Genomic DNA, 22,349 nt, shown 5'->3' with positions numbered 1-22,349 from the left:
ATAGGTATTAATAAAAATTAAGCGACATAAGGGGCAATGCCTTATGCCGCTTGAACCATATTTTCATCTAACAAAAACATCGATCGAAACATCGAATGGCATCTTGCACACAGCATTCCAAACAGTAGTCATCGCACGATCTACATTTCATAAGACACTTGTTTAAATTCACGCTGCAATCTATGAGGCATTCCCGTGTCGTTTCACAGTTACAATCATGGGATCTCTTTAATTTTTTTATGCTGTCCTCGCATCCGCATCGATGTTTATGCCTATGATGGTGGCTATGATGTTCTCTCACTATCACTCACCCCCTTCTCTAACAGAATATGCTATAAGAAAGGGAGTGCTTGTATTCTTTCATCATAATACATAAATCTATTAGTCGAACGAAGCTAGTTACTAGATGCCATTTCCTCCAATCTCTGTGGGAGGAATATATCTTCATCTGTTCAGCCAGCTCTAGAAGATACGATTCATCCAGATTGGGGGGGTGAATATCGTATACCAGTTCACTTTCTGACCATGTAAGAAAGCATAAGCCCTCTGTCTATACCGGATACATCTTCCCTTCTTTCCGAAGATTTTAACAGACTATTCTCCTTCTACTACAGCCTATAATTGAAATTCATTTGTTTTATTATGGTAGAGTGAGAAAGGAAGACTATCCATCCATCATGGGAGGGGAAAATTGTGGTAAAGGATAAAACTTTTAAGTTTTTTCAATATGTTGGAGATGTATCACTTTTTCTAGTTTCGGGATTTTATATTGTACCTTTTTGTCTCATATTCCATTTGATGTGGGCTGTAAATGTTATTGCTGTTGATGTGTCATATGAGGAGTATATTACAATGCCTTTTCAAGATTATATTTTTTATTTTTTATTAGGCAGTATCGTTCTATATCTTTATATACGTTATTTATTTGGTAATCCAATCTACAAAATGGTAAAAATCGTAATACTTATGTTTTTACTAGGTTTTTCATTTCTTTCTGGAGCTGTGGAGTTAATCATAATGATACTTTTCTTTAAAGAGATTCCAGCAGAACTCTATATTTCTCAACTTACGATGTTTACCTTTTCTTTATTATTATTAGCTGTTATAACGAAAAGACATCTAAGGTTATTTAAAAATAATGGGTGCTTTAATTGAAGCAGCAATAAAAAAAAACAATTTACAGTGCGGATCTAGGTTTTGTAGTTGGACGCTCTTCAGTCTGTTTAAAGTTTTTAAGCGAAAAAGTTTGACCTTTATTATACTAAAAGATATTATAGATATTATAACTCTTTAATAGAGGTGAATAGTTCATGAAGTATTCGAAAGCGACAAATTATGCGCTGCATACAATGCTTTATCTCGCTGTAACGAGTCCGAATCAGCGTGTTGGCGTGCAGCCAATGGCAGAAAAGCTTAAAGTCTCCCCAACGTATTTATCCAAAATCCTGACGCAGCTCGTCAAAGCGGGGATGATTGAATCTTCCCCCGGTGCGGGCGGTGGATACAAGCTACCTCCACACTGGGAAGAGATTTCGTTTCTAGATATTATTCATGCTATTGAAGGCCCTGTTTCCCTTTTTGATGGCTGCTTGAACGACCATCCAGACTGTTTGATTCAGAATGTTATGGTCTCAGCGGAAGAAAAAATGGAAGAGGAATTAAAGCAGAAGAAAATCGCAGAACTTGCCAAAAAAGCACCTCCCGTTCTTTAAACGGGTGTTACTTTTCGATCAATTATAGATAATTATGATCTATAAAATCTTTCATTAAAATATTGGAGGAACTCACAATGAATGAAGAATTTACGTTCACTTCCGAAGCAGCTCTTGCCTACGAGAAAAACACCCGGATCTCGCTTCCCACCTATGACGCGCTGTTTTCAATGGTGCAGTCGTATTTTCGGGCTCAATTGGGCGAAAAAGAGGCTTCCCTGCTGGTAGTTGGTGCGGGCAGCGGCAATGAACTCGCCGCCTGGGGACCGTCCAATCCGGCATGGACCTTCACCGGCGTTGATCCGTCGGAAGACATGTTGAAAACCGCAGAAGACAAAACCATGCAGCTGGAATTGGAAAACCGCGTCAGACTCATTCAGGGAACGATAGACGATGTTCCGCTACAGAACCCGCCTTTTGATGCGGCGAGCTGTATCCTCGTTCTTCATTTTATTCACGATGAACAGGAGAAACAGAACCTGCTCACATCCATCAAGAATCGTTTGAAACCGGGCGCTCCTTTCGTCCTCGTCAGCGCGAACGGCGACCTCGACAGTGCTGAACTTCATAACAGATTAAACGTCTGGAAAAGCTTCTGGCTGGATGCCGGACATGACACAGCCCACCTAGACGAGATGATCGGCAAACTTAAGAAGCAAGTTTCTTTTCTGACTGATACTCAAATCGAACAGTTCTTGACAGCAGCCGGGTTTACAAATATCAGCCGGTTTTATTCCACTGGGATTATGGCGGGATGGATGTGCCACGCAAAATAATGAATTCACAGATATTAAACACACTGGCATTACCAGCATAAAAAAAGAGAGCCTATCAATAAGAATAAGGCTCTCTTTTGCTACATTTAACGTTGAAGGAATTGCTCTATTTCTTTTTCACTTATATCTTCCGGGTACTTGCTTCATTATTCCGGAATATAAGGGAGTTCTCCTTCTTTTGGAATATTAATCACATGAGGATCCGTATAAGCTAGAAGACCTTCTTTCCCGTACTCACGCCCGATTCCGGACTGTTTCACGCCGCCAAATGGAAATCTTACGTCCAGTCCCTGCACGGCCGCCGTGTTAATCATGGTCGTGCCGGCCTGAATCCGTTCAGCTACTTGAACAGCATGTTCTTCCTCTCCCCACACCGAACTCGTCAGTCCGTAGATACTGTTGTTGGCTAATTCAATGCCGTGTTCATCTCCGTCAAACGGGAGAATCGGAACCGTCGGACCGAACTGCTCTTCTTCCACAATCGGATCGTCATAATCAACACCCAATACCACTGTCGGATGCAGGTAATATCCTTCATTGAACACTTCTTCATCTAAAATAGTTCCAAGCTTTACAACTTCGGCGCCTTTGTTTTCCGCTTCATCCACCAGGCTTTGCACGTAATCGGCTTGTTTCTTATTGTTCATAGGACCAATCGTCACGTTTTCGTTAAACGGATCTCCGACTCTGATCCATTTATTGGCTGCTTCAATATATTTTTCTACAAATTGATCATAAATCGAGCGATCCACATATATTCGTTTTGCAATCATGCAGATCTGTCCAGCGGTTAAGAAATTGGAAATGACCATACGGCGCATCGCTCTTTCATCGTTCACGTCAAAGTCTTTCAAAACGACTGCTGCGTCGTTTCCGCCTAATTCCAGGGTCAAGTTTTTAATCGTGTCTGCCGCTGCTTTCATAATGTGCTTGGCTGTTTCCGTGCCGCCGGTAAATGCAATTTTTGCGACTTTTGGATTTGAGGTTAATTCCTTGCCGACGTCCGCTTCTCCGTGAACGAGGTTCAGCACACCGTCCGGCATTTCTTCTGCGATCATTTCCACAACTTTGCTTACGGCAAGCGGTGCAAGTGGACTTGGCTTTAAAACCATTGTGTTGCCGGCTAACAAGGCCGGCGCCATTTTTATCGTTGAAAGAGATAACGGATAGTTCCAAGGAGAAATAGCAGAAACAACGCCGATGCCGTCCCTGGCAATGATAGTTTTTCCGTTTTCATCTTCGTTCACTTCATCTTTTAGTACTTCCTTCACATTATCACAGGCAAATTCCATCCATGCCAGGGAAACACCAATTTCTCCATCGGAATCATACAGTGGTTTCCCATGTTCTCTGGATAACAATTCTTTTATCTCTGGTGTGGCATCCTTTATCTTTTGAATTGCCTTTCTCATACGCTCTATTCGTTCGTCCATAGCCATGTTTGTCCATGCCGGAAAAGCGTCATGAGCCGCTTCAATCGCACGTATTGCGTCATCCTGGGTGTTGACCGGGAAAAAACCGGCTATTTGGTCAGGATGGGCAGGGTTTTCGCGGGCCTCATGTTTTTCCGATTTTATTGTTTCCCCATTAATAATGGCCTCCACTGTCATTTCCTTTTCATACATTGGATGTCTCCCCCTTCATCTATTTTTCGATAGTATTCCCCTGTTGAAAATGGGTGTATCTAGTTTATACCAGTTTTTCTCTCGTTTCAAAGTTTCTGCATACTGCGTCTTAACGGCTTTTCCATCCAATAGGACACCGAGCAGCGTATTTCGACTTCTATGTAAAATTTTTCATCATGTAATCATTATATTATGAATGTTACAACAATCCCTCAGTATTAAAAAACTATATTTCAATTGATAATGCTGATAACACATTTATTTAGAATAAGTGAAAATATCTTAGGGCATAGTAAGCTAAGACAACAGGAAAAGGAGGTCCCATATAAGGGTTGCTCTAGAGCTTGGCGATAAAAATCCGAGCATAATATTTGGTGATAGTGCATTTGAAACGGCTGTTGACCAAGTTTTAAATGCGGTCTATTTTCATTTTGGACAAGTCTGTTCGGCAGGGCACGTCTTAAAAGCCGGGCGGAACGTATCAAACTGGGAAACGGCTTTGAGGAAGGTACATAGTCCGGACCATTAATCTCAGAAGAGCATAGGGCTAAAGTGGAAAATTACGTGAAATTGCAAAAAATGAAGGAGCAAAGCTTGTCATTGGTGGAAAAGGGCTGGTCATCCGGACTTGCAGAATGGATTTTTCTATTTGCCAACTAACTCATTGCCACTCTAATATGCTGATTATCCAATTCCCCAACCTAACAACTGGTTTAAATAATTCAAGGAGGTTTTATAGATGAATCAAACATATGACATTGTTATCATCGGTGGCGGTAGTGCAGGTTCTGTACTCGGTGACCGTCTAAGCGCAGATGGAGAACGTAGTGTCCTTCTTCTAGAAGCGGGGCGTAGTGACTATCCATGGGACCTGCTGATCCAAATGCCAGCAGCTTTGATGTTCCCCTCTGGAAATCCTCTTTATGACTGGATTTATGAATCTGACCCTGAACCTTACATGAATGGGCGACGTATCCCGCATGCCCGGGGAAAAGTGCTCGGAGGTTCAAGCTCTATCAATGGAATGATTTACCAACGTGGCAATCCGATGGACTATGAACGGTGGGGATCTGTCCAGGGTATGGAGACCTGGGACTATGCACATTGCCTTCCGTACTTTAAACGACTGGAAACTGCCTTTGGAGCGGATCCATCTGATGAGTATCGCGGTCACAACGGTCCGATTAAATTAAGGCGCGGACCAGCAAAGAATCCTTTGTTTCAAGCCTTTTTCGATGCAGCTGTAGAGGCTGGTTATTCGAGAACACCTGATGTGAATGGTTTTCGTCAGGAAGGATTCGGTCCATTCGACGCCCATATACATAACGGAAGACGTGTTTCCGCCTCAGGTGCATATTTACATCCGGCTATGCATCGTAAGAATCTCACGGTGGAAACCCTTGCTTTTGTTACTAGTATCGACTTCAATGGGACCCGAGCCAACGGTGTGACCTATCGACGAGGCAAAAAGAATTACCATGTTACCGCAGGTGAAGTCATACTCTGCGGAGGTGCATTCAACACACCACAGCTACTTCAACTGTCAGGCGTGGGTGATGCCGAGCATCTTCGTTCACTTGACATTAACCCGATTGTTGACTTGCCTGGTGTAGGTGAAAACATGGAAGATCATCTCGAAGTATACATTCAGCACGAATGTCCGCAGCCGGTTTCATTACAGCCTAGCTTAAATAAAGCAAAAATGCCATGGATCGGCTTACAGTGGCTGCTTGGACGTACCGGTCCGGCAGCATCGAGCCATTTTGAAGGCGGCGGGTTCGCCCGTTCGAATGAAGATGTAGAATATCCAAATCTGATGTACCATTTCCTTCCGCTTGCGGTTCGATACGATGGAAAAAAAGCGGACGTAGATCATGGATTCCAGGTGCACATTGGACCGATGTATTCCAACTCTAGAGGGCGTCTGAAGATCCGTTCCCGTGACCCTATTCAACATCCAAGTATCGTATTTAACTATCTGTCTACCGAAGAGGATAGACGTGAGTGGGTTGAAGCAATACGGGTTGCACGGAATATTCTTTCTCAGCCTGCATTAAAACCTTACAATTCGGGAGAAATTTCGCCTGGTCCATCTGTCCAAACGGATGAGGAAATTCTGGATTGGGTAGCGAGTGATGCAGAAACGGCGCTCCATCCATCCAGTACAGCAAAAATGGGGCCCGCTTCCGATCCGATGGCTGTCGTAGATCCGCTGACCATGAAGGTTCATGGCCTGGACAATGTACGGGTAGTTGATGCATCTGCTATGCCACACACGACGAATGGAAACATCCATGCACCGGTGTTGATGTTGGCAGAAAAAGCGGCTGACATCATCAGTGGAAAAAAACCATTGAATCCTGAGTATAAGGACTATTACCGTCATGGCGTACATCCGAAAGACGCAGGCACCGTAGACAAATAAATGAATAAAAGCTTGCTTATCAATGGAACAGAAAAATTAAGATATCACTGTTGGCAGAGCTAAGACAAAACTTAAGGATATTTGCTGATAAGTATAATATAAATTAGAGTTTTGTGTTCATGGCGGTAAACGGAATTACACCGCCGTGAACTTATATATTTTTTTCTTTTTTTCCAAAGAATATTTGGCATGCATTGACGACGATGAACATGTAAATAATAATCAAAACGATCAAGAACAGGGGGGTTGACTATTATTGAAGGAAAGGAAAACAATTCTAACACGTTCAACCACACTAAAAAACAAAAGACAATCAAACCATTAGTTTTCTATGGATCCGCAACCATTATTATTCTCTTAGCGTTTTGGACCATCTTTTATCCTAAAGCTTCGGAAAATCTTATAGGTGTAGTAGAGGGTGGGATTGTCGATAACTTGGGTTGGTATTACATCTTGACCACAACCTTCGTTTTAATATTTGTGATTTCCATCGCGTTTGGAAAAACTGGAAACATAAAGATGGGCTCGGACGATTCGACCCCGCGGTATAATATGTTCTCTTGGGCTGCGATGTTGTTTGCTGCTGGTATCGGAACCGACATCTTATTCTATTCTGCCTCAGCCCCTGTAAGCCATTACTTGTTTCCTCCAGCAGGACAAGGAGAAACGAGTGAAGCTGCAAGACAAGCTGTAATCTGGGCGTTATTTCACTATGGTATTACAGGATGGGCGTTGTATATGCTGATGGGATTGGCACTTGGACTTTTTGCTTTCCGTTATGAACTTCCTTTAAGTATCCGATCTATGTTATATCCTATTTTCGGTAAGCGGGTTAAAGGGGTTACAGGAGATACCATCGAGATTGCTGCTGTTCTTGGTACTATCTTTGGTATCGCGGCATCGTTAGGAATTGGTGTACTTCAGCTTAACTACGGACTAAATATCATATTTGACATACCTATAGGCTTAAGTGCACAAATAGGACTCATTGTTGTTGCCATTCTTATCGCTTGTGCGTCTACTTTTTCAGGTGTAGATGCAGGTATACGCCGACTATCTCAACTAAATGTTTTTATTGCGATTGGTCTCGTATTATATGTTCTGATCGCCGGGCAGACACAGTTTCTGCTAAATGCACTTGTGCAAAATATTGGTGATTACGTAAGCAAATTTCCAAGCATGACGCTCGCCACCTTCGCCTACGGTGAGGCAAGTGAGTGGCTTTCCCAATGGACGTTATTCTTTTGGGCTTGGTGGGTTGCTTGGGCACCCTTCGTTGGTCTATTCCTTGCTCGAATCTCACGTGGACGGACAATCCGCCAGTTTGTTATGGGTACGATTATTATACCGTTTATTTTCACTTTACTTTTATTTTCCGTTTTTGGGAATAGTGCTCTTTCCGTAGTAATGGATGGGAATAGCAGCTTTGGTAATACTGCTGCGAACAACCCGGAATCAGGATTTTACATGTTGCTGGAACAGTTTCCAGGTGCCACAATAACTATAGCAGTCGCCACTTTCCTAGGATTGATGTTTTTTGTAACGAGTGCTGACTCCGCATCTTTGGTCATGAGCAACTTCACTTCCAATGTAGCTAGCACTTATGGTGATGGACCACCGTGGTTGCGCATTTTTTGGGCTGTTGCTATAGGTTTTCTTACGCTTTCCTTGTTAGCGTTAGGAGGTCTAACTGCTCTGCAGTACGCTACTATCATTATTGGCCTACCCTTTTCTGTAGTGCTTTACCTAATCATGTTTAGTCTCCATCGAGTATTGAAACATGATCGACTATAATTTTTGTCTTGAAAAATAAACCAATGTTATGAGATATGCTAATTTAATCTTTTTTTAACAGAACTGGACAAGGTTTTTGTGGATATAGCGTTAAATCGTTAAATAATGAAAAACATGTCAGAAAAAAAGGAGAGTTTTTATGAGAAATAATATGGTAAAAATCGGAGCCCTAACAATTATATTTATTTTGTTGTTTTCTTCTCGTTTTAGAAAAACAATCCGCGAGTCAATGGATGGAGAAGCATTAAACAAAGCATGTGAACTAAAAAATGTTTTGTCAGATTGGAAAAAAAACCAAAAAGGCACCAGTTACGAGTAAACAAATCAAAGAAGTGAGTCTGGACATAAATGATTGAATAAAAAAAGGTTGGTTCCGATTATCAAAACTAGATAATCGGAACCTTTTTTATAAGACGAAGATGCTTCGCTTGATGTAGAAGTAGTGCTAGTGGCGGAGTATTTTTTCAAGTTTCTCCGCCAGCAGCGCAAACCCTATCTCATTTTTCACTTTCTCCGTGCCACGCGGAGAAATGGGTAAAACGCAAACAAGCCTTCAAAAATTCAAAAACTAGGTTCTACATCTACTTTTCGTTTTCCATAGATTTCTCCAGTTTCTGGGTTTGTCCTAGACCCTTTTTTGATAAGGTATTTTTAACCGTAGTATTTCCTCCATTTAAGGGCGCGATTGTTGAAGTTTTTCAAACAAAAAAAGAGAAGGCACTCTTTAAAAGAGGCCTTCCTATAAAAGCATTATTTCACTTAACTGTTTATGGTACCTGCGTCGGCTGAATGTACGCCATGACGATAGAAATCAGCATGAATCGGCTCCAACGGGGGCCGTCCAAGGATGAGGTCAGATGCCTTTTCCGCCAACATCAATACCGGTGCATGGATATTGCCGTTCGTGATGTAAGGCATAGCAGACGCATCGACCACCCGCACATTGTCGAGGCCGTGAACCTTCATGGTATTCGGATCTACAACCGACATAGGGTCTGAAGCAGGTCCTATTTTTGCCGTGCACGATGGATGAAGTGCTGTTTCCGCATCTTCTTTCACCCAGTCCAGAATCTCCTCATCTGTTTGAACGGAAGGTCCGGGTGCAATTTCTCCTGAATTGTAAGGGGCAATGGATGGCTGAGACATAATGTCCCTTGTCACTCGAACTGCTTCCACCCACTCACGCCGGTCCTGCTCTGTTGAAAGATAGTTGTACACCATGCTCGGATACTCTTTAGGGTCCTTGGAACGAATCTTTAATGATCCCCGTGCATCCGAGAACATAGGTCCGACGTGTACCTGGAATCCATGATCTGTATCTGCTTTTTGCCCATCATAACGTACCGCAAGCGGAAGGAAGTGATACATCAAGTTAGGGTAAGGAACGTCCTCGTTTGAACGGACAAAACCTCCACCTTCGAAATGGTTTGTCGCTGCCGGTCCTTTACGTCCGAATATCCACTGCAGACCAATCCACGGCATCCGTGATTTCTTTAAGTTAGGCTGTTCTGAAACCGGTTCTGGACAATTGTATTGAATGTAGGCTTCAAGGTGATCCTGAAGGTTTTCACCTACACCCGGCAGATCAACGACCGGTTCGATACCAAGGGAACGTAGGTGTTCCGCTTCGCCCACACCTGACAGTTGAAGTAACTGCGGCGTATTAATGGCACCGCCGGCAAGAATAACTTCCCCTGCCGAGACTTGATGAGTCTTTCCGTTTCGTCGATAGGTCACACCCTCGGCACGGGTCCCATTAAAGTCGATACTTGAAACGAATGCACGAGTTTTCACCGTGAGATTTTGGCGCTTCATAACCGGACGCAGATAGGCACGTGACACAGACATACGTCTGCCTTTGTACACATGCTTATCAAACGGGGCAAAACCTTCCTGACGAAAACCGTTTACATCAGGTGTCCGCGAGTAGCCGGCATCAACAGCTGCTCCAAAAAAGGCTTGGAACAAAGGATTCTTGGCTGGTCCACGCTCTAATTTAACAGGACCATCATGACCGCGGTACTCATCATCTTTATCCGCTGCCAACGCATTTTCCAGTCGTTTAAAATACGGAAGACAGTGAGCAAAGTCCCACGTTTCCATACCTGGATCGGCTCCCCAGCGTTCATAGTCCAATGGGTTTCCACGTTGGTAAATCATGCCGTTGATAGAGCTCGAACCTCCCAGCACCTTTCCTCGGGCATGCTTCACACGTCGTCCATTCATATAAGGTTCAGGGTCCGATACGTATTTCCAGTCGTAGAATGGTTTACCGGCGGGGAAAGGCAGAGCTGCCGGCATCTGAATCAACAGGTCCCATGGATAGTCACTACGTCCTGCTTCCAGAACAAGGACACTGTGTTTTCCATCTTCACTTAGACGATTGGCAAGTATAGAACCTGCACTACCGCCACCAATAACAATATAATCATATGTTTCACTCATCTTAAAGACCTCCTTGTATGTTTAGAATAGAATGAAGGGATCAAAACGATAGGAGTAATGTCTCTTCATTTCTTTCGGAACAGGCCTCAACCCATTCCTTGTTGAGTTAATATCTCACTTAACTAATTAACTTTATTAAATTTTTATTTAACGTTTTTAACATTATTAATTTAACATAGGCTATTTTTTTTGTAAAGCCAGCAAACAATTATTTTATTAGATTTAATCAAATTATAAGGGCATTAGCGGGGACTGGCACCAATCCAAAAAAAAAGAAACAGGCACCTTTTATTGGTTACCTGTTTCTTCTTTTCGTACTAATTTTGTGACTGCCTCCACATGCACCGTCTGTGGAAACATATCCACCGGCTGAATTCTTTTAACCTCATATCCGTTATTCACCAAATACTTCATATCACGCGCCTGTGTCTCAGGGTTACAGGACACATACACGACCCGTTTCGGCTGCAGTTTAACCACACTAGACAAGAATGCTTCATCGCTCCCACTCCGTGGTGGATCCATAATCACTACATCTGCATTTTCCCCTCTTGCAGCCATCTGCACCATAAACTCACCGGCGTCACCTTGATAGAACCGGGCGTTTTTCACGCCGTTACGCTTTGAATTACGAATGGCATCGCGGACCGCATCTTTATTGAGCTCAACACCAATAACCTTACCAGCTTTTTGACTAGCAACTAGACCAATCGTACCGATCCCACAGTACGCATCCACAACAGTTTCCTCTCCAATCAACTCTGCCATTTCAATAGCTTTTTTATAGAGCTTTTCTGTCTGGACAGGATTAATTTGATAAAAGGATTTCGCCGATATCTCAAATTCCAATCCACAGAGAGTGTCTGTTATGGTTCCCTTACCGAAAAGCACTTTCTCCTGATCGCCAAGCACCATGCTGTCGCTCCGGTTATTAACGTTCAGCAGAATGGTCGTAATTTCTGGATGAGTCTTTCTTAGTGCTTTTATAAAATTATTCTTGCCCTTAAACACAGGTGATGCGGCTACCAGTACCACCATGATCTCGCCGCTGAACTTGCCGACCCTTATTAACACGTGGCGCAAAAAGCCCCGTCCAGTGTCTTCGTTGTACGGCTGCATTTTAAACGACTTCATCATACCCTTAATGGTCTGTATGATTTCATCTGCTTTCGGATCATGAAGGAGAGACCGTTCCATTGGGACGATCCGATGAGTATTTGGGGCATAGAGACCGCTAACGATCTGCCGCTCATTATTCAATCCGAATGTCATAACATTTTTGTTCCGGTAACCATACGGATGTTCCATGGTTATGATCGGATCTGGTTTTCCAAAAGGCTTCATTAGTTCATCGATGGTTTTCTGTTTGAAACGCTTTTGCGCCTGATCGTTCATGTGGTGAATCTGACATCCCGCATCCTCGTGGTAATAAGTGAATGGTGGATTGGCACGATCTTCTGAAGGGTTAATCACCCGCTTCAGCTCCGTGTTGAAGCGTCCTTTTTTGGAAACGACAATTTCAGCTGTTTCACCAGGTAACAGATTCGCTACCTCAAGCTGCTTCCCTTCCCACTGGACAATCCCTTTACCTTCACTTGTCAGGCCTGAACAAGTTGCCTCTATGGTTACATTATTCTGGCCACGCTGTTTTTTATCAGTCGCGCTAGGCTTGCCTTTGGATTTTAAGTTTTTTTGATTTCTCTGCGGTGGGGGTTGTTTGCTATTCTGTTTTTCAGATTGATATTGTTTATCTCTGGATTTCCGATTCTTTTGTTTAGTCATAAAGTACTGCCCAACTTTTCTTTTACTTAGTTTGACATTCCATTATAAACTACCCAAAGCTGGCAGTAAAATATACTAAATGTAAAAGCTAGGCTAAGTTTTCCGATTTAGTTGAGTAGTAATTGCAGATAAGATTCGTAAATAATGATTTTGACGAATGAAAACATTCCATTTTGTAATAATAGGAAGGAACTTTTATTTTGAAAGGAGTAGATTTGATGAAAAAATTGTGGGCTATGGCTTTCATTTCTTTATTTCTGTTAAACACGCTACCTGAGTCAATTAGTGCTAATTCTAATACACAGGAACAAGGTGTTAGTCAATCAGAAGTGCAGTTCGAAAATGAATTCAGGAGACTTTGGATTGACCATGTAATGTGGACAAGTAATTATATTACAAGTGCAACAACAGCAGGAGCTGAGGATCAAGAGCAAGTGCTAGCAAGGCTTCTGAAAAATCAGGAGGAAATCGGTAATGCCGTGAAGCCGGTATACGGAGAGGACGCAGGGAACAAACTTACGGATTTGCTTAAGGAGCATATTGTTATTGCCGGCAAGATCGTTGATGCAGCTAAAAACGAAAAGGAAGACATAGTAAATCAGCTGAACAAAGAATGGTATACAAATGCTGATGATATAGCAGAGTTCCTTAGTGGCGCCAACCCTAACTTAAAAAATGAAAACTTAAAAAAATTGCTGTACACGCATTTGGAATTGGTAACAGATGACTTAATAGCAAGCTTAGAAAAAGAATGGGATGCAAGAATCGTTGCGATAGATGAAGGGATCACACATATAATCTTAATGGCAGATGCTATCTCTGATGGAGTTGTGAAACAATTTCCTGAGAAGTTTAATAAATAATCTATAGAAGCTCCAGCATCGTGCTGAAGCTTCTTTATTTACAATTAGTTGCAATTATCCCTACACCTTAGACCACAATTTCATATGAAAAGAGTAGTTCAATTACCCCAAAACTGAAATACTTACCTTCATAGTGCACCAGCTTCTTATTTTCGAACTAACTGTGAAACACATTCTACATGATTCGTCTGCGGAAACATATCTACGGGCTGTACCTCTTTTGTTTCATATCCGCCGTCTTCGAGAATTTTCAAATCGCGTGCAAGTGTGGCGGGATTACAGGAGACGTATACGATTTTTTCTGGTTTCATATCTATCATGGTCTGCAATAGTGTTTCGTCGCAGCCTTTGCGGGGCGGGTCGACGACGAAGACATCGGGCTCGAGGCCGTTTGTTTTGTGCCACCACGGGACGATGTCTTCAGCTTCTCCGACGGCAAATGTGGTGACGCCTTCCATTTTGTTTAGTTCGGCATTCCGTTTAGCGTCTGAGACGGCTTCGGGAATGACTTCGACGCCGTAGACGTGTTTTGCTTTCTGCGCGAGAAATAAAGAGATGGTTCCGATGCCGCAGTAGGCGTCAATGACGGTTTCGTTTCCTTGTAAGTCGGCGTATTCGAGTGCTTTATCGTATAACACTTTGGTTTGGGACGGATTCACTTGATAAAAGGAGCGTGCGGATATGGCAAATTTGATGTCTCCGATGTAGTCGTAAATATATTCTTCGCCCCAAATCACGTCTGTTTTTTCTCCAAAAATAACATTGGTACGCTTGTTGTTGGCGTTATGCATGATGGATGTGACGTTCGGCATGGCTTCACGGATATCGGCAATAAGGTTCTTTTTATGCGGTAGATCCGGACCGTTTGTCACGAGAATAATCATCAGTTGTTCGGTAGAATTGGCCTGGCGCGTCACGATATGACGAAGAGTGCCGCGGTGTTTTTCTTCCTCATATGCCTTTATATCGTATTTGTCTGCAATTTCTTTTACAATCTGGACGGCTTCATCGTTGGCGCCTTGTTGGATGATACAGCTTTCCATATCGATGATGCGGTGGGATCGTTTTTGAAAGAAACCGGCTTTTAAGTTTCCGTCCTCATTTTCACCGACAGGAACCTGGGCTTTGTTGCGGTAGCGCCACGGGTCTTCCATCCCGATGGTGGGATGAACGGGTACATCTTCGAGACCGCCGATGCGTTTCATGGCGTCTTGGACTTGTTTATGTTTAAAACGGAGCTGCGCATCATAGGTCATATGCTGGAGCTGACAGCCACCGCATAAATAATAAATCGGACACGGGGCATCAGTTCTGTCACTGCTTTCTTCAATGCGCTCGAGCATTTTCCCAAAACCGTACCCTTTTTTTGTTTTCAATACTTTAATTTTTGCGGTTTCCCCAGGAAGGCCGTAGGGAACGAAAAGCGCATAGCCGTCTACTTTCGCTACTCCTGCTCCTTCGTGGGTTAAATCTTCAAATGTTGCGGTGATAATATCATTTTTTTGTACGGGCACATCTGTATTCTGCTTCTTTGTCATGGAGACTGATCCTTTCTATTTCCGTTCTTATTATCTACACGCCATTTTAACACAAGTTTGTGCTGTTTAACCTGGAACAACTCAGTATCGGCGATTTTGGATGAGAAATCGGCTAAAATAGTAGTGGAATCGGCGAATTTCACATGAGAATCGGCTAAAATAACAGAATTATCGGCGATACCTTGGAATAAGATATTTGCGACCTCTGTTTTCACCTTTATGTGTAGTGTTTAGTGATTTGAGCAGGCGTTTGGTCACGTCTTCCGATGATATATGAAGGAATTGCTGGGCTTGGCGATTGGAGATAAAAGAGGAAAACAGTAGAGAATAGTCATCAAGAGCTTCAAGATGTGCGGTTTTGGACAAATGGTTGCAATGAGAACATTTCCATCTGCCGTGTTTGCGTTCCATCGGGCGTGAGAAACAACTAGGACATATTACACCAGATAAAACTTCCAGACGTTTGATATGGTGCCGTTTTAGGATATCTTCATTCGATTCCATGTGGCTGCGTTTTAGTGCATCCGAGATTGTTTTCAATTGAACTTTTGCCACACTATTTGTCTTATATTGATCCATTAGTTGAAATATTTTATTTGGTAGCAGCGGGCTGTGAACGACTTTTTCATGGATAGTATCGTTACGATTTGTTTTTTTTAACACTGAATGGGTATTACCTATAACAACCAGCGTTTCAATCGGTAATGGGGCGTGACCGTAGGATACAAGCCAATTCATCAACTGGGATCGGTGCCTGTTCACTTGAATGAGTGGATGTTGAAAGGCTTCTTCCTTTTCCTCATATTTACGAATAAACTGATTGAAATTCGGATCAAATATAAGAGTGCCCGCCATATTTTTGACTTCCAAAATAAAAAGACAAACAGGGGAAAGGATTATTGTGTCCATTTGAAAAAAATGGGTGCCATCGTAAAGACGAATATCGTGAAGAATGAAACAATCTTTGGCAGGTAGAAATGTGAGGGGATAATCAATCGATTTTTCACCTTTGTATCCAGCTGTCCAGCGGGCAGCATCCCGTTTTATGTCTGAGAATGCTGGGTGATGAGCAGGCAATCTTCGTTCAAGGATTTTTAGTTTTTGCAAAATAAGGGGCATCGTACGGGGTTTTATAATCAATCGACACATTCCTTTCTATTATCGCCGATTGTTGATTGTTTTTAGCCGATTCTTCTACTAAATTCGCCGATTTCTCATCCAAAATCGCCGATTCCCTACTATTCTACATCAGCCCCATCATTAACCTACCACTTCGCTCCGGCGTTCATATAGTTCAACATCCCGCCAAACACCGTTTAACTTCCCTATCCGTTCACGCGTACCGACTTTGCGGAAACCGGCCGCTTCATGAATTTTAATACTTGTCCGATTTTCGGGAAAAATTCCCGCTTGCAGCATCCAGTACCCTTCATTTTCTGTCACCCGGATCATTTCGCTCAATAACGCCGTGCCCACACCTTTCCCGCGAACATCTCCACGTATGTAGATACTGGTCTCCCCTACTCCTTCATACACGTCCCGGTTAGATACAGGTGAAATCGCAGCGAAACCTAAAACTTCCTCTCCTTTTTCATCCATCACAACGAGCCGACAAACCAAATCATGGGTGGCGGACCAAATTTCCCAAGACGGTGCTTCTGTTTCAAACGTAGCATTCTCTGTTTCTATTCCCATTTCATAGATTTCCTTCACTTCAGGCCAATGATATTTATGTAGTCTTTCAATCGGATAGTTCAACCAACCACCTCCCGTTTATGCATTCAGTATAAGAAAAAATTCAAAATTGTTCAAATAAAAACACTTTTTCTGTATGATAGTAAACAAAGAAGGAGGTTTTTCATATATGCAATATCGAAGACTTGGTAACAGTGGTGTAAAAATCAGCGAGATTGGACTTGGCAGTTGGCTGACTTATGGCTCTACTGTCGAAGATAATAATGCCGTAGACATTATTCACAAAGCTTATAATAGTGGCATTAATTTTTTTGATACTGCCAATGTTTACAACCGTGGGGAAGCAGAAAAAGTAGTCGGAAAAGCGTTACAGGACTTCCAACGAGACAGTTATGTGTTAGCCACAAAGGTTTATTTTCCAATGGGTGACGGTCCCAACGATCGCGGTTTATCCCGTAAACATATTATCGAACAGTGTAATGCGAGCCTGAAACGTCTCAATGTGGACTATATTGACTTATACCAATGTCACCGTTTTGATCCAGAAACACCTGTTGAGGAAACATTAATGGCACTCGATGATCTCGTTAAACAAGGAAAAATCCTGTATTACGGCGTCAGTGAATGGTCTGCCGCTCAAATTACAGATGCGGTGCATATTGCCAAGGAACGAAATCTTAATCAAATGGTCTCCAATCAGCCGATTTATAATATGATCAAACGTTACATTGAAAAGGATGTTCTTCCGGTCAGCGAACAAAATGGCATCGGACAAGTTGTCTTTTCCCCGCTCGCCCAAGGTGTCCTTACCGGTAAATACAAACCTGGTCAACAATTTCCAAAAGACAGTCGTGCAGCAAACGAAGACATTAGTAAATTTATTAGCGGATTTTTATCAGAACCTATTTTAGAACAAGTCGCACGTCTTGAAAAACTAGCGCACAACGAATTGAATATCAAACTATCTCAATTAGCGCTCGCCTGGATTCTTCGTCAACCTGGTGTGAGTTCCGCCATCGTTGGGGCCAGTCGCCCATCCCAACTCGAAGAAAATATCCTATCCACCGAAGTAGAGTTAACCACTGACATTCTCAATGAAATAGAAGACATTTTAACAGAACTTGAATAATTATCTCCTTTTACCATGCTGAAATAAATGGTAAAATACTATTGAAAACGCTTACAAATAATATGAGAAGGAGCTGATTTCTTCCCGGCTTGAGGTAACTGCTTTATGAACCTTGTTATATTCTCTACAAAAAGAAAGGGGATACTCTATCATGCGTTATAATGCACCGAATACATCTGAAAGTCTCGTAACTTTTAAAGAACGTTATGATAACTTTATAGGCGGGGAGTATAAGGCTCCTGTGAACGGAGAATATTTTGACAACGTTTCGCCTGTAACGGGGAAGGTATTTTGCCAAATATCCCGATCAACCAGCTCCGATGTGGATGCGGCTGTGTATGCAGGAGAACGGGCGAAAGATGCATGGGGACGAACATCTCCTGCCGAACGCGGCAATATTTTAAATAAAATAGCAGATCGGATAGAAGAAAATAAGGAAATGCTGGCAGTTGCTGAAACATGGGATAACGGCAAAGCCGTACGAGAATGCTTAAATGCTGACATTCCGCTCGCCGTCGATCATTTTCGTTATTTTGCCGGTGTCATCCGTGCCCAAGAAGGAACATTAAGTCAAATTAATGATGATACAGTTGCCTATCATTTTCATGAACCTCTTGGTGTCGTAGGACAAATTATTCCTTGGAATTTTCCGCTGTTAATGGCAACGTGGAAAGTAGCACCAGCCCTTGCAGCAGGGAACTGCATCGTGTTAAAACCAGCTGAACAAACACCTGCATCCATTCATGTTTTGCTGGAATTAATCCAAGATCTTCTTCCTCCCGGTGTGCTTAATGTCGTCAATGGGTTCGGAGTTGAAGCCGGAAAACCCCTTGCCTCTAACAGTCGTATTGCAAAAATTGCTTTCACGGGAGAAACAACGACAGGCCGGCTTATCATGCAGTATGCGTCCGAAAATATTATTCCGGTTACTTTGGAGCTCGGTGGTAAATCACCGAACATTTTCTTCGCTGATGTTATGAACGAAGATGACAAGTTTCTCGACAAAGCAATTGAAGGTTTTGCCATGTTTGCTTTAAACCAAGGTGAAGTCTGCACCTGCCCCTCACGTGCGTTGATTCATGAATCCATTTACGATCGATTTATGGAAAGAGCGTTACAGCGGGTAGAAGCCATACAAGCCGGTCACCCACTCGATACCGAAACAATGATGGGAGCGCAGGCTTCTCAAGAACAAATGGAAAAAATTATGTCTTACCTCGATATCGGAAAGCAAGAAGGCGCTGAGGTCCTCGCCGGCGGTGCTGAAAATAAAATGGATGGCGACCTCTCTAATGGATATTACGTACAGCCGACAATTTTCAAAGGAACCAACGACATGCGCATTTTCCAAGAAGAAATATTCGGGCCTGTATTGTCTGTTACGACGTTTAAAACAAATGAGGAAGCATTGTCAATTGCTAATGACACATTATATGGACTTGGCGCCGGTGTTTGGACACGTGATATGAACACTGCTTATCGTTTTGGTCGAGAAATTCAAGCCGGACGGGTCTGGACGAACTGCTATCATGATTATCCAGCCCATGCGGCATTTGGCGGCTACAAAAAATCAGGGATTGGACGCGAAAATCATAAAATGATGATAGATCATTATCAACAAACGAAAAATCTTTTAGTTAGTTACGGCGACAGCGCACTCGGTTTCTTTTAACCTTTCACCATACAATGAAGAAGGGGAGAAAATCATGAAAGTCGAGAAAGTAACAGCCACCGACGCTGCTCTCACCTTTATTGAACAGTTAAAGGAAAAGCATGGTCCGTTGATGTTTCATCAATCAGGCGGATGCTGTGACGGAAGTTCTCCTATGTGCTTTCAAGATGGAGAATTCCGCGTTGGTGAAAATGATGTCCATCTTGGTGATATTGGCGGCATGCCCTTTTACATGTCAAAAGATCAATATGATTACTGGAAACACACCCAGCTCATCATTGATGTCGTTGATGGACGAGGTGGAATGTTTTCCCTTGAAGGGCCGGAGGGAAAACGATTTCTGACGCGTTCTCGTATGTATACAGAGGAAGAAATGAACAACCTTCAACAATAAAAATAAACAAAAAAGCAGGTGAGCTCTTAGGCGCATCTGCTTTTTTGTAATAACATCATAAATATTGAGAAAAATAAAATGAAATATCCTCTGTTTGTTTATTGATTTTTTTTCTAAATCATACTATTGTTTATAGTAAGTGTATGATTCTTAATACTGCTAGAAAGGAGTTTCGATTATGCATTGGTTTATTATCGGTACCATTGTTGTTTCAGCCATTACAGTTATTTGGTCCCTTTTTAATATAAAAAAAGGATATTAATATGCACTACATAGTAGGAGGGAAAGAAGCATTGAAAAAAGTTACCTTCTTTTTTCTAGGCGCCGGTTTACTAGCCCTCCCTCTTCAAGTCCATGCTTCGCCCAATGATTATTTCTGGAATCCTAACGCAGAGCAAGAATCAGAAGTGGAGACATCTGATGAAAGTTGGGACGAACTTTGGGGAGAAGCTCAAGAGGAAGCCGAACAGGCAAATGAGGACAACCGGACAGAAGAAGAAAGACTCGATGATTTTGATCAGCAATGGGCTGCTTTCGGCTCTGACAATACAAACAATAGTTTCGGGTTACTTTCTGGAGAAATCAACAACTTTGGTGCATTTCAGCCGTTATGGAGCTCTATCTTTAACTCACCAGAAGAAAATGAGGATTCCGAAACCGATAACGGCATGAACGTAGAAAGTCCTGAATCTCCTCAATCATATAGTAACGATGACGTCGAACAGGAATCCTCTTCTTTTGACGATAAGTGGAGTCAATTTGGGGAAAAGTTTGATAGTACATATGACAATGAAGGGGAAGACAGCAATTCCTATGAATGGGAAGAATCTTTTGACGGCAGTACGGGGACTTACGAACGCAGCAACTAAATTAATAGATACTAATCCGTTTATTTGGACTCAGAAAGGCGCTCATATGACAGTGAAACCAACAAATCCTTTTTATCCTTTTCCTGAACTTCAAACAAAGCGCTTACTTCTCAGGAAGCTTCAACAAGATGATTTACATGCTGTATTCGATTATGCATCGAGAACGGAAGTAAGCCGCTTCGTGTTGTGGGACACTCATCAATCTACCCAGGACACGCAGCAATTTCTTAATATATCGTATGAAAAGTATGAGAGAGGCGAGGTTGCTCCTTTTGCGATTGAAGAAAAATCGTCCGGGCGACTTATTGGAACAATTGATTTTGTGTGGTGGGACAAGGAGCACAGTGTGGCAGAGTTAGGTTATGTGTTAACTCCTGATTACTGGGGGCATGGCTTCATTCCAGAGGCGGCGGAAAGATTAGTGCAGTTTGGCTTTGATAAGATGGACTTGTTTCGAATCGAAGCCCGTTGTTATGAAACGAACACTAATTCTACCCGAGTTATGGAAAAAATCGGGATGTCCCATGAAGGAACATTACGAGGGCGGATGCTTGTAAAAGGGGAACGCCAAAATATTTTATTGTATTCCTTATTAAAAAACGAAGCATAAAAGGGCCGAATCTCTCATCAAGAGAATCGGCCTTTTTTTAGGATGGACAGAACATTTGCACATGGTGGTAAAGGTTAACAAACTCTGCCGGTAAATTACCTCCATATTCCCCGTCTAAATTAAGCTCCATATCTTCTTCTACTTCAATCTTTATACGATTGGCCTGCATATACATTATTTTATTATGATGCAGGTGCTCTCCATTTAAGGCTTGACTGCCGATACGAATCAACTCAGGGATATTCGTTTTTTTAATCACAATCATATCGAACATTCCGTCGTCAAAACTAGCATTAGGTAACAGCTTTTCAAATCCTCCGACAGAATTAGTGTTAGAAATCAAAAACATCATAATTTCGCCTTCAAATAATTTGCCGTCATATTCAATTCGTGCATATTTCGGTTTTAGGAAACGAAGCTTTTCAAAGCCTTTCACATAGTAAGCAAACTGACCTAACATCGTTTTTAATTTACTTGGGGTATCATATGTAAGTTCGGTTAACTTTCCTCCCGCTGCAATATTGATAAAATACTGATTATTCACTTTTCCAATATCAACAGGTTGAACATTATTCGAACATATGACATCACAGACTGATTCTATATTACTTCCATCTATCCCAAGCGCTCGTGCCAAGTCGTTTGTCGTGCCAGCTGGAATAAGACCAAGCTTCGGTCTATGTTCTAGTTCCGCCAAGCCATTGACGACTTCAAATATGGTTCCGTCTCCTCCAGCTGCAATGACAACGTCAAAACCAGCTCGTCCGGCTCTTCGTGCTTCCTCTTTAGCATCCTCTTCCCCTTTTGTCATATGAGCTGATGTTTCATATCCTTCTGTTTCCAATCTGTCAAGGACATATGGCAATTGCTTTTTCATGTGCTCTCTGCCAGAAGTAGGATTGTAGATTACTCGTGCTCGTTCCATAAATGTTCTCCCATTTCGAAAATTAATCTTACCTCTATCGTACACCAAAATCGACGAACTGGCGAGGAGTGACTCATCATAATTATCAACTAAAC

At 42.3% G+C, this 22,349-nt stretch carries 22 protein-coding genes; 14 read left to right on the top strand and 8 right to left on the bottom strand.

Features of this window, described 5'->3' with window-relative positions; all coding sequences use genetic code 11:
* Window positions 1–43: 43 nt before the first annotated feature.
* From J2S78_RS14685 to J2S78_RS14670, 4 genes are all read left to right on the top strand, one after another.
* A complete protein-coding gene (locus tag J2S78_RS14685) occupies window positions 44–166 on the top strand; it encodes a hypothetical protein (RefSeq protein WP_306899777.1) in 123 nt (40 codons plus the stop codon).
* Window positions 167–693: 527 nt separating this feature from the next.
* Complete coding sequence (locus J2S78_RS14680) at window positions 694–1,155, top strand: hypothetical protein (RefSeq protein ID WP_306899775.1); 462 nt, start codon at window positions 694–696, stop codon at window positions 1,153–1,155.
* Window positions 1,156–1,310: 155 nt separating this feature from the next.
* Window positions 1,311–1,712, top strand: coding sequence for an RrF2 family transcriptional regulator (locus tag J2S78_RS14675; RefSeq protein ID WP_306899773.1), 402 nt, complete (start codon window positions 1,311–1,313; stop codon window positions 1,710–1,712).
* A 77-nt stretch (window positions 1,713–1,789) separates the two neighbouring features.
* Window positions 1,790–2,488, top strand: a complete 699-nt coding sequence (locus tag J2S78_RS14670) for a class I SAM-dependent methyltransferase (RefSeq protein ID WP_306899771.1) — start codon at window positions 1,790–1,792, stop codon at window positions 2,486–2,488.
* A 146-nt stretch (window positions 2,489–2,634) separates the two neighbouring features.
* Here J2S78_RS14670 and J2S78_RS14665 read toward each other — a convergent pair whose 3' ends face one another.
* Window positions 2,635–4,113, bottom strand: a complete 1,479-nt coding sequence (locus J2S78_RS14665) for an aldehyde dehydrogenase family protein (protein ID WP_306899769.1) — start codon at window positions 4,111–4,113, stop codon at window positions 2,635–2,637.
* A 325-nt stretch (window positions 4,114–4,438) separates the two neighbouring features.
* Here J2S78_RS14665 and J2S78_RS14660 point away from each other — a divergent pair, with 325 nt between their 5' ends.
* From J2S78_RS14660 to J2S78_RS14645, 4 genes are all read left to right on the top strand, one after another.
* A complete protein-coding gene (locus J2S78_RS14660) occupies window positions 4,439–4,642 on the top strand; it encodes an aldehyde dehydrogenase family protein (protein WP_306900273.1) in 204 nt (67 codons plus the stop codon).
* A 210-nt stretch (window positions 4,643–4,852) separates the two neighbouring features.
* The gene (gene betA, locus J2S78_RS14655; RefSeq protein WP_306899767.1) at window positions 4,853–6,538 is read left to right on the top strand and encodes a choline dehydrogenase; all 1,686 of its coding nucleotides are present in this window, start codon (window positions 4,853–4,855) and stop codon (window positions 6,536–6,538) included.
* Between the two features lie 246 nt (window positions 6,539–6,784).
* Entirely contained in the window at window positions 6,785–8,332 is a 1,548-nt protein-coding gene (gene betT / locus J2S78_RS14650) for a choline BCCT transporter BetT (RefSeq protein WP_306899766.1), read from the top strand.
* 139 nt (window positions 8,333–8,471) lie between these two features.
* Window positions 8,472–8,651, top strand: a complete 180-nt coding sequence (locus J2S78_RS14645; RefSeq protein WP_306899764.1) for a hypothetical protein — start codon at window positions 8,472–8,474, stop codon at window positions 8,649–8,651.
* Window positions 8,652–9,091: 440 nt separating this feature from the next.
* Here J2S78_RS14645 and betA (J2S78_RS14640) read toward each other — a convergent pair whose 3' ends face one another.
* Window positions 9,092–10,777: a choline dehydrogenase gene (gene betA, locus J2S78_RS14640; protein ID WP_306899762.1), complete on the bottom strand. Its 1,686-nt coding sequence runs from the start codon at window positions 10,775–10,777 to the stop codon at window positions 9,092–9,094.
* Window positions 10,778–11,065: 288 nt separating this feature from the next.
* Window positions 11,066–12,559 (bottom strand): 23S rRNA (uracil(1939)-C(5))-methyltransferase RlmD, encoded by a 1,494-nt coding sequence (rlmD, locus tag J2S78_RS14635; RefSeq protein ID WP_306899760.1) that lies wholly within the window; start codon window positions 12,557–12,559, stop codon window positions 11,066–11,068.
* Between the two features lie 218 nt (window positions 12,560–12,777).
* Between rlmD (J2S78_RS14635) and J2S78_RS14630 the strand changes: the two genes are divergently transcribed.
* The gene (locus J2S78_RS14630; RefSeq protein WP_306899759.1) at window positions 12,778–13,422 is read left to right on the top strand and encodes a glycosyltransferase; all 645 of its coding nucleotides are present in this window, start codon (window positions 12,778–12,780) and stop codon (window positions 13,420–13,422) included.
* A 146-nt stretch (window positions 13,423–13,568) separates the two neighbouring features.
* Here the strand turns inward: J2S78_RS14630 and rlmD (J2S78_RS14625) are convergent, their stop codons facing one another.
* From rlmD (J2S78_RS14625) to J2S78_RS14610, 4 genes are all read right to left on the bottom strand, one after another.
* A complete protein-coding gene (gene rlmD / locus J2S78_RS14625; protein ID WP_306899757.1) occupies window positions 13,569–14,960 on the bottom strand; it encodes a 23S rRNA (uracil(1939)-C(5))-methyltransferase RlmD in 1,392 nt (463 codons plus the stop codon).
* Window positions 14,961–15,128: 168 nt separating this feature from the next.
* Window positions 15,129–16,067 carry a nuclease-related domain-containing protein gene (locus J2S78_RS14620; RefSeq protein WP_306899755.1) on the bottom strand — a complete coding sequence of 313 codons (939 nt, stop codon included), beginning with the start codon at window positions 16,065–16,067 and terminating at the stop codon, window positions 15,129–15,131.
* A complete protein-coding gene (locus J2S78_RS14615; RefSeq protein ID WP_306899753.1) occupies window positions 16,045–16,182 on the bottom strand; it encodes a hypothetical protein in 138 nt (45 codons plus the stop codon). The genes J2S78_RS14620 and J2S78_RS14615 overlap by 23 nt, the downstream gene beginning before the upstream one ends.
* A gap of 38 nt (window positions 16,183–16,220) precedes the next feature.
* On the bottom strand, window positions 16,221–16,718 hold the full coding sequence (locus J2S78_RS14610) for a GNAT family N-acetyltransferase (RefSeq protein ID WP_306899750.1): 498 nt from the start codon (window positions 16,716–16,718) through the stop codon (window positions 16,221–16,223).
* A gap of 106 nt (window positions 16,719–16,824) precedes the next feature.
* On the opposite strand from J2S78_RS14610, the gene J2S78_RS14605 reads away from it, so the two are divergent.
* The 5 genes from J2S78_RS14605 (at window position 16,825) to J2S78_RS14585 (ending at window position 21,329) form a co-directional block, all read left to right on the top strand.
* Window positions 16,825–17,784 (top strand): aldo/keto reductase family protein, encoded by a 960-nt coding sequence (locus J2S78_RS14605; RefSeq protein ID WP_306899749.1) that lies wholly within the window; start codon window positions 16,825–16,827, stop codon window positions 17,782–17,784.
* A gap of 151 nt (window positions 17,785–17,935) precedes the next feature.
* The gene (exaC, locus tag J2S78_RS14600; RefSeq protein ID WP_306899747.1) at window positions 17,936–19,456 is read left to right on the top strand and encodes an acetaldehyde dehydrogenase ExaC; all 1,521 of its coding nucleotides are present in this window, start codon (window positions 17,936–17,938) and stop codon (window positions 19,454–19,456) included.
* Window positions 19,457–19,490: 34 nt separating this feature from the next.
* The gene (locus J2S78_RS14595; protein ID WP_306899745.1) at window positions 19,491–19,850 is read left to right on the top strand and encodes a DUF779 domain-containing protein; all 360 of its coding nucleotides are present in this window, start codon (window positions 19,491–19,493) and stop codon (window positions 19,848–19,850) included.
* 293 nt (window positions 19,851–20,143) lie between these two features.
* The gene (locus J2S78_RS14590; RefSeq protein ID WP_306899743.1) at window positions 20,144–20,719 is read left to right on the top strand and encodes a hypothetical protein; all 576 of its coding nucleotides are present in this window, start codon (window positions 20,144–20,146) and stop codon (window positions 20,717–20,719) included.
* Entirely contained in the window at window positions 20,682–21,329 is a 648-nt protein-coding gene (locus J2S78_RS14585) for a GNAT family N-acetyltransferase (protein ID WP_306899742.1), read from the top strand. The genes J2S78_RS14590 and J2S78_RS14585 overlap by 38 nt, the downstream gene beginning before the upstream one ends.
* Window positions 21,330–21,366: 37 nt before the next feature.
* Here J2S78_RS14585 and J2S78_RS14580 read toward each other — a convergent pair whose 3' ends face one another.
* Window positions 21,367–22,254, bottom strand: coding sequence for a diacylglycerol kinase (locus J2S78_RS14580; protein WP_306900271.1), 888 nt, complete (start codon window positions 22,252–22,254; stop codon window positions 21,367–21,369).
* Window positions 22,255–22,349: the final 95 nt, after the last annotated feature.

Source organism: Salibacterium salarium (genome assembly GCF_030813635.1).
In the GTDB taxonomy this organism is placed as follows: Bacteria; Bacillota; Bacilli; order Bacillales; family Marinococcaceae; genus Salibacterium; species Salibacterium salarium.
The sequence above is the reverse complement of the archived record's forward strand: the minus strand, read 5'-3'. Positions and strand labels throughout refer to the sequence as shown.

What these genes read in the sequence shown, in the direction of transcription:
- J2S78_RS14630 (WP_306899759.1), top strand. Translation starts at nt 12,778, where the DNA reads ATGAAAAAATTGTGGGCTATGGCTTTCATTTCTTTATTTCTGTTAAAC.
- J2S78_RS14670 (WP_306899771.1), top strand. Translation starts at nt 1,790, where the DNA reads ATGAATGAAGAATTTACGTTCACTTCCGAAGCAGCTCTTGCCTACGAG.
- J2S78_RS14665 (WP_306899769.1), bottom strand. Translation starts at nt 4,113, where the DNA reads ATGTATGAAAAGGAAATGACAGTGGAGGCCATTATTAATGGGGAAACA.
- J2S78_RS14675 (WP_306899773.1), top strand. Translation starts at nt 1,311, where the DNA reads ATGAAGTATTCGAAAGCGACAAATTATGCGCTGCATACAATGCTTTAT.
- rlmD (WP_306899760.1), bottom strand. Translation starts at nt 12,559, where the DNA reads ATGACTAAACAAAAGAATCGGAAATCCAGAGATAAACAATATCAATCT.
- rlmD (WP_306899757.1), bottom strand. Translation starts at nt 14,960, where the DNA reads ATGACAAAGAAGCAGAATACAGATGTGCCCGTACAAAAAAATGATATT.
- betA (WP_306899767.1), top strand. Translation starts at nt 4,853, where the DNA reads ATGAATCAAACATATGACATTGTTATCATCGGTGGCGGTAGTGCAGGT.
- J2S78_RS14685 (WP_306899777.1), top strand. Translation starts at nt 44, where the DNA reads ATGCCGCTTGAACCATATTTTCATCTAACAAAAACATCGATCGAAACA.
- betA (WP_306899762.1), bottom strand. Translation starts at nt 10,777, where the DNA reads ATGAGTGAAACATATGATTATATTGTTATTGGTGGCGGTAGTGCAGGT.
- J2S78_RS14580 (WP_306900271.1), bottom strand. Translation starts at nt 22,254, where the DNA reads ATGGAACGAGCACGAGTAATCTACAATCCTACTTCTGGCAGAGAGCAC.
- J2S78_RS14605 (WP_306899749.1), top strand. Translation starts at nt 16,825, where the DNA reads ATGCAATATCGAAGACTTGGTAACAGTGGTGTAAAAATCAGCGAGATT.
- J2S78_RS14595 (WP_306899745.1), top strand. Translation starts at nt 19,491, where the DNA reads ATGAAAGTCGAGAAAGTAACAGCCACCGACGCTGCTCTCACCTTTATT.
- exaC (WP_306899747.1), top strand. Translation starts at nt 17,936, where the DNA reads ATGCGTTATAATGCACCGAATACATCTGAAAGTCTCGTAACTTTTAAA.
- J2S78_RS14645 (WP_306899764.1), top strand. Translation starts at nt 8,472, where the DNA reads ATGAGAAATAATATGGTAAAAATCGGAGCCCTAACAATTATATTTATT.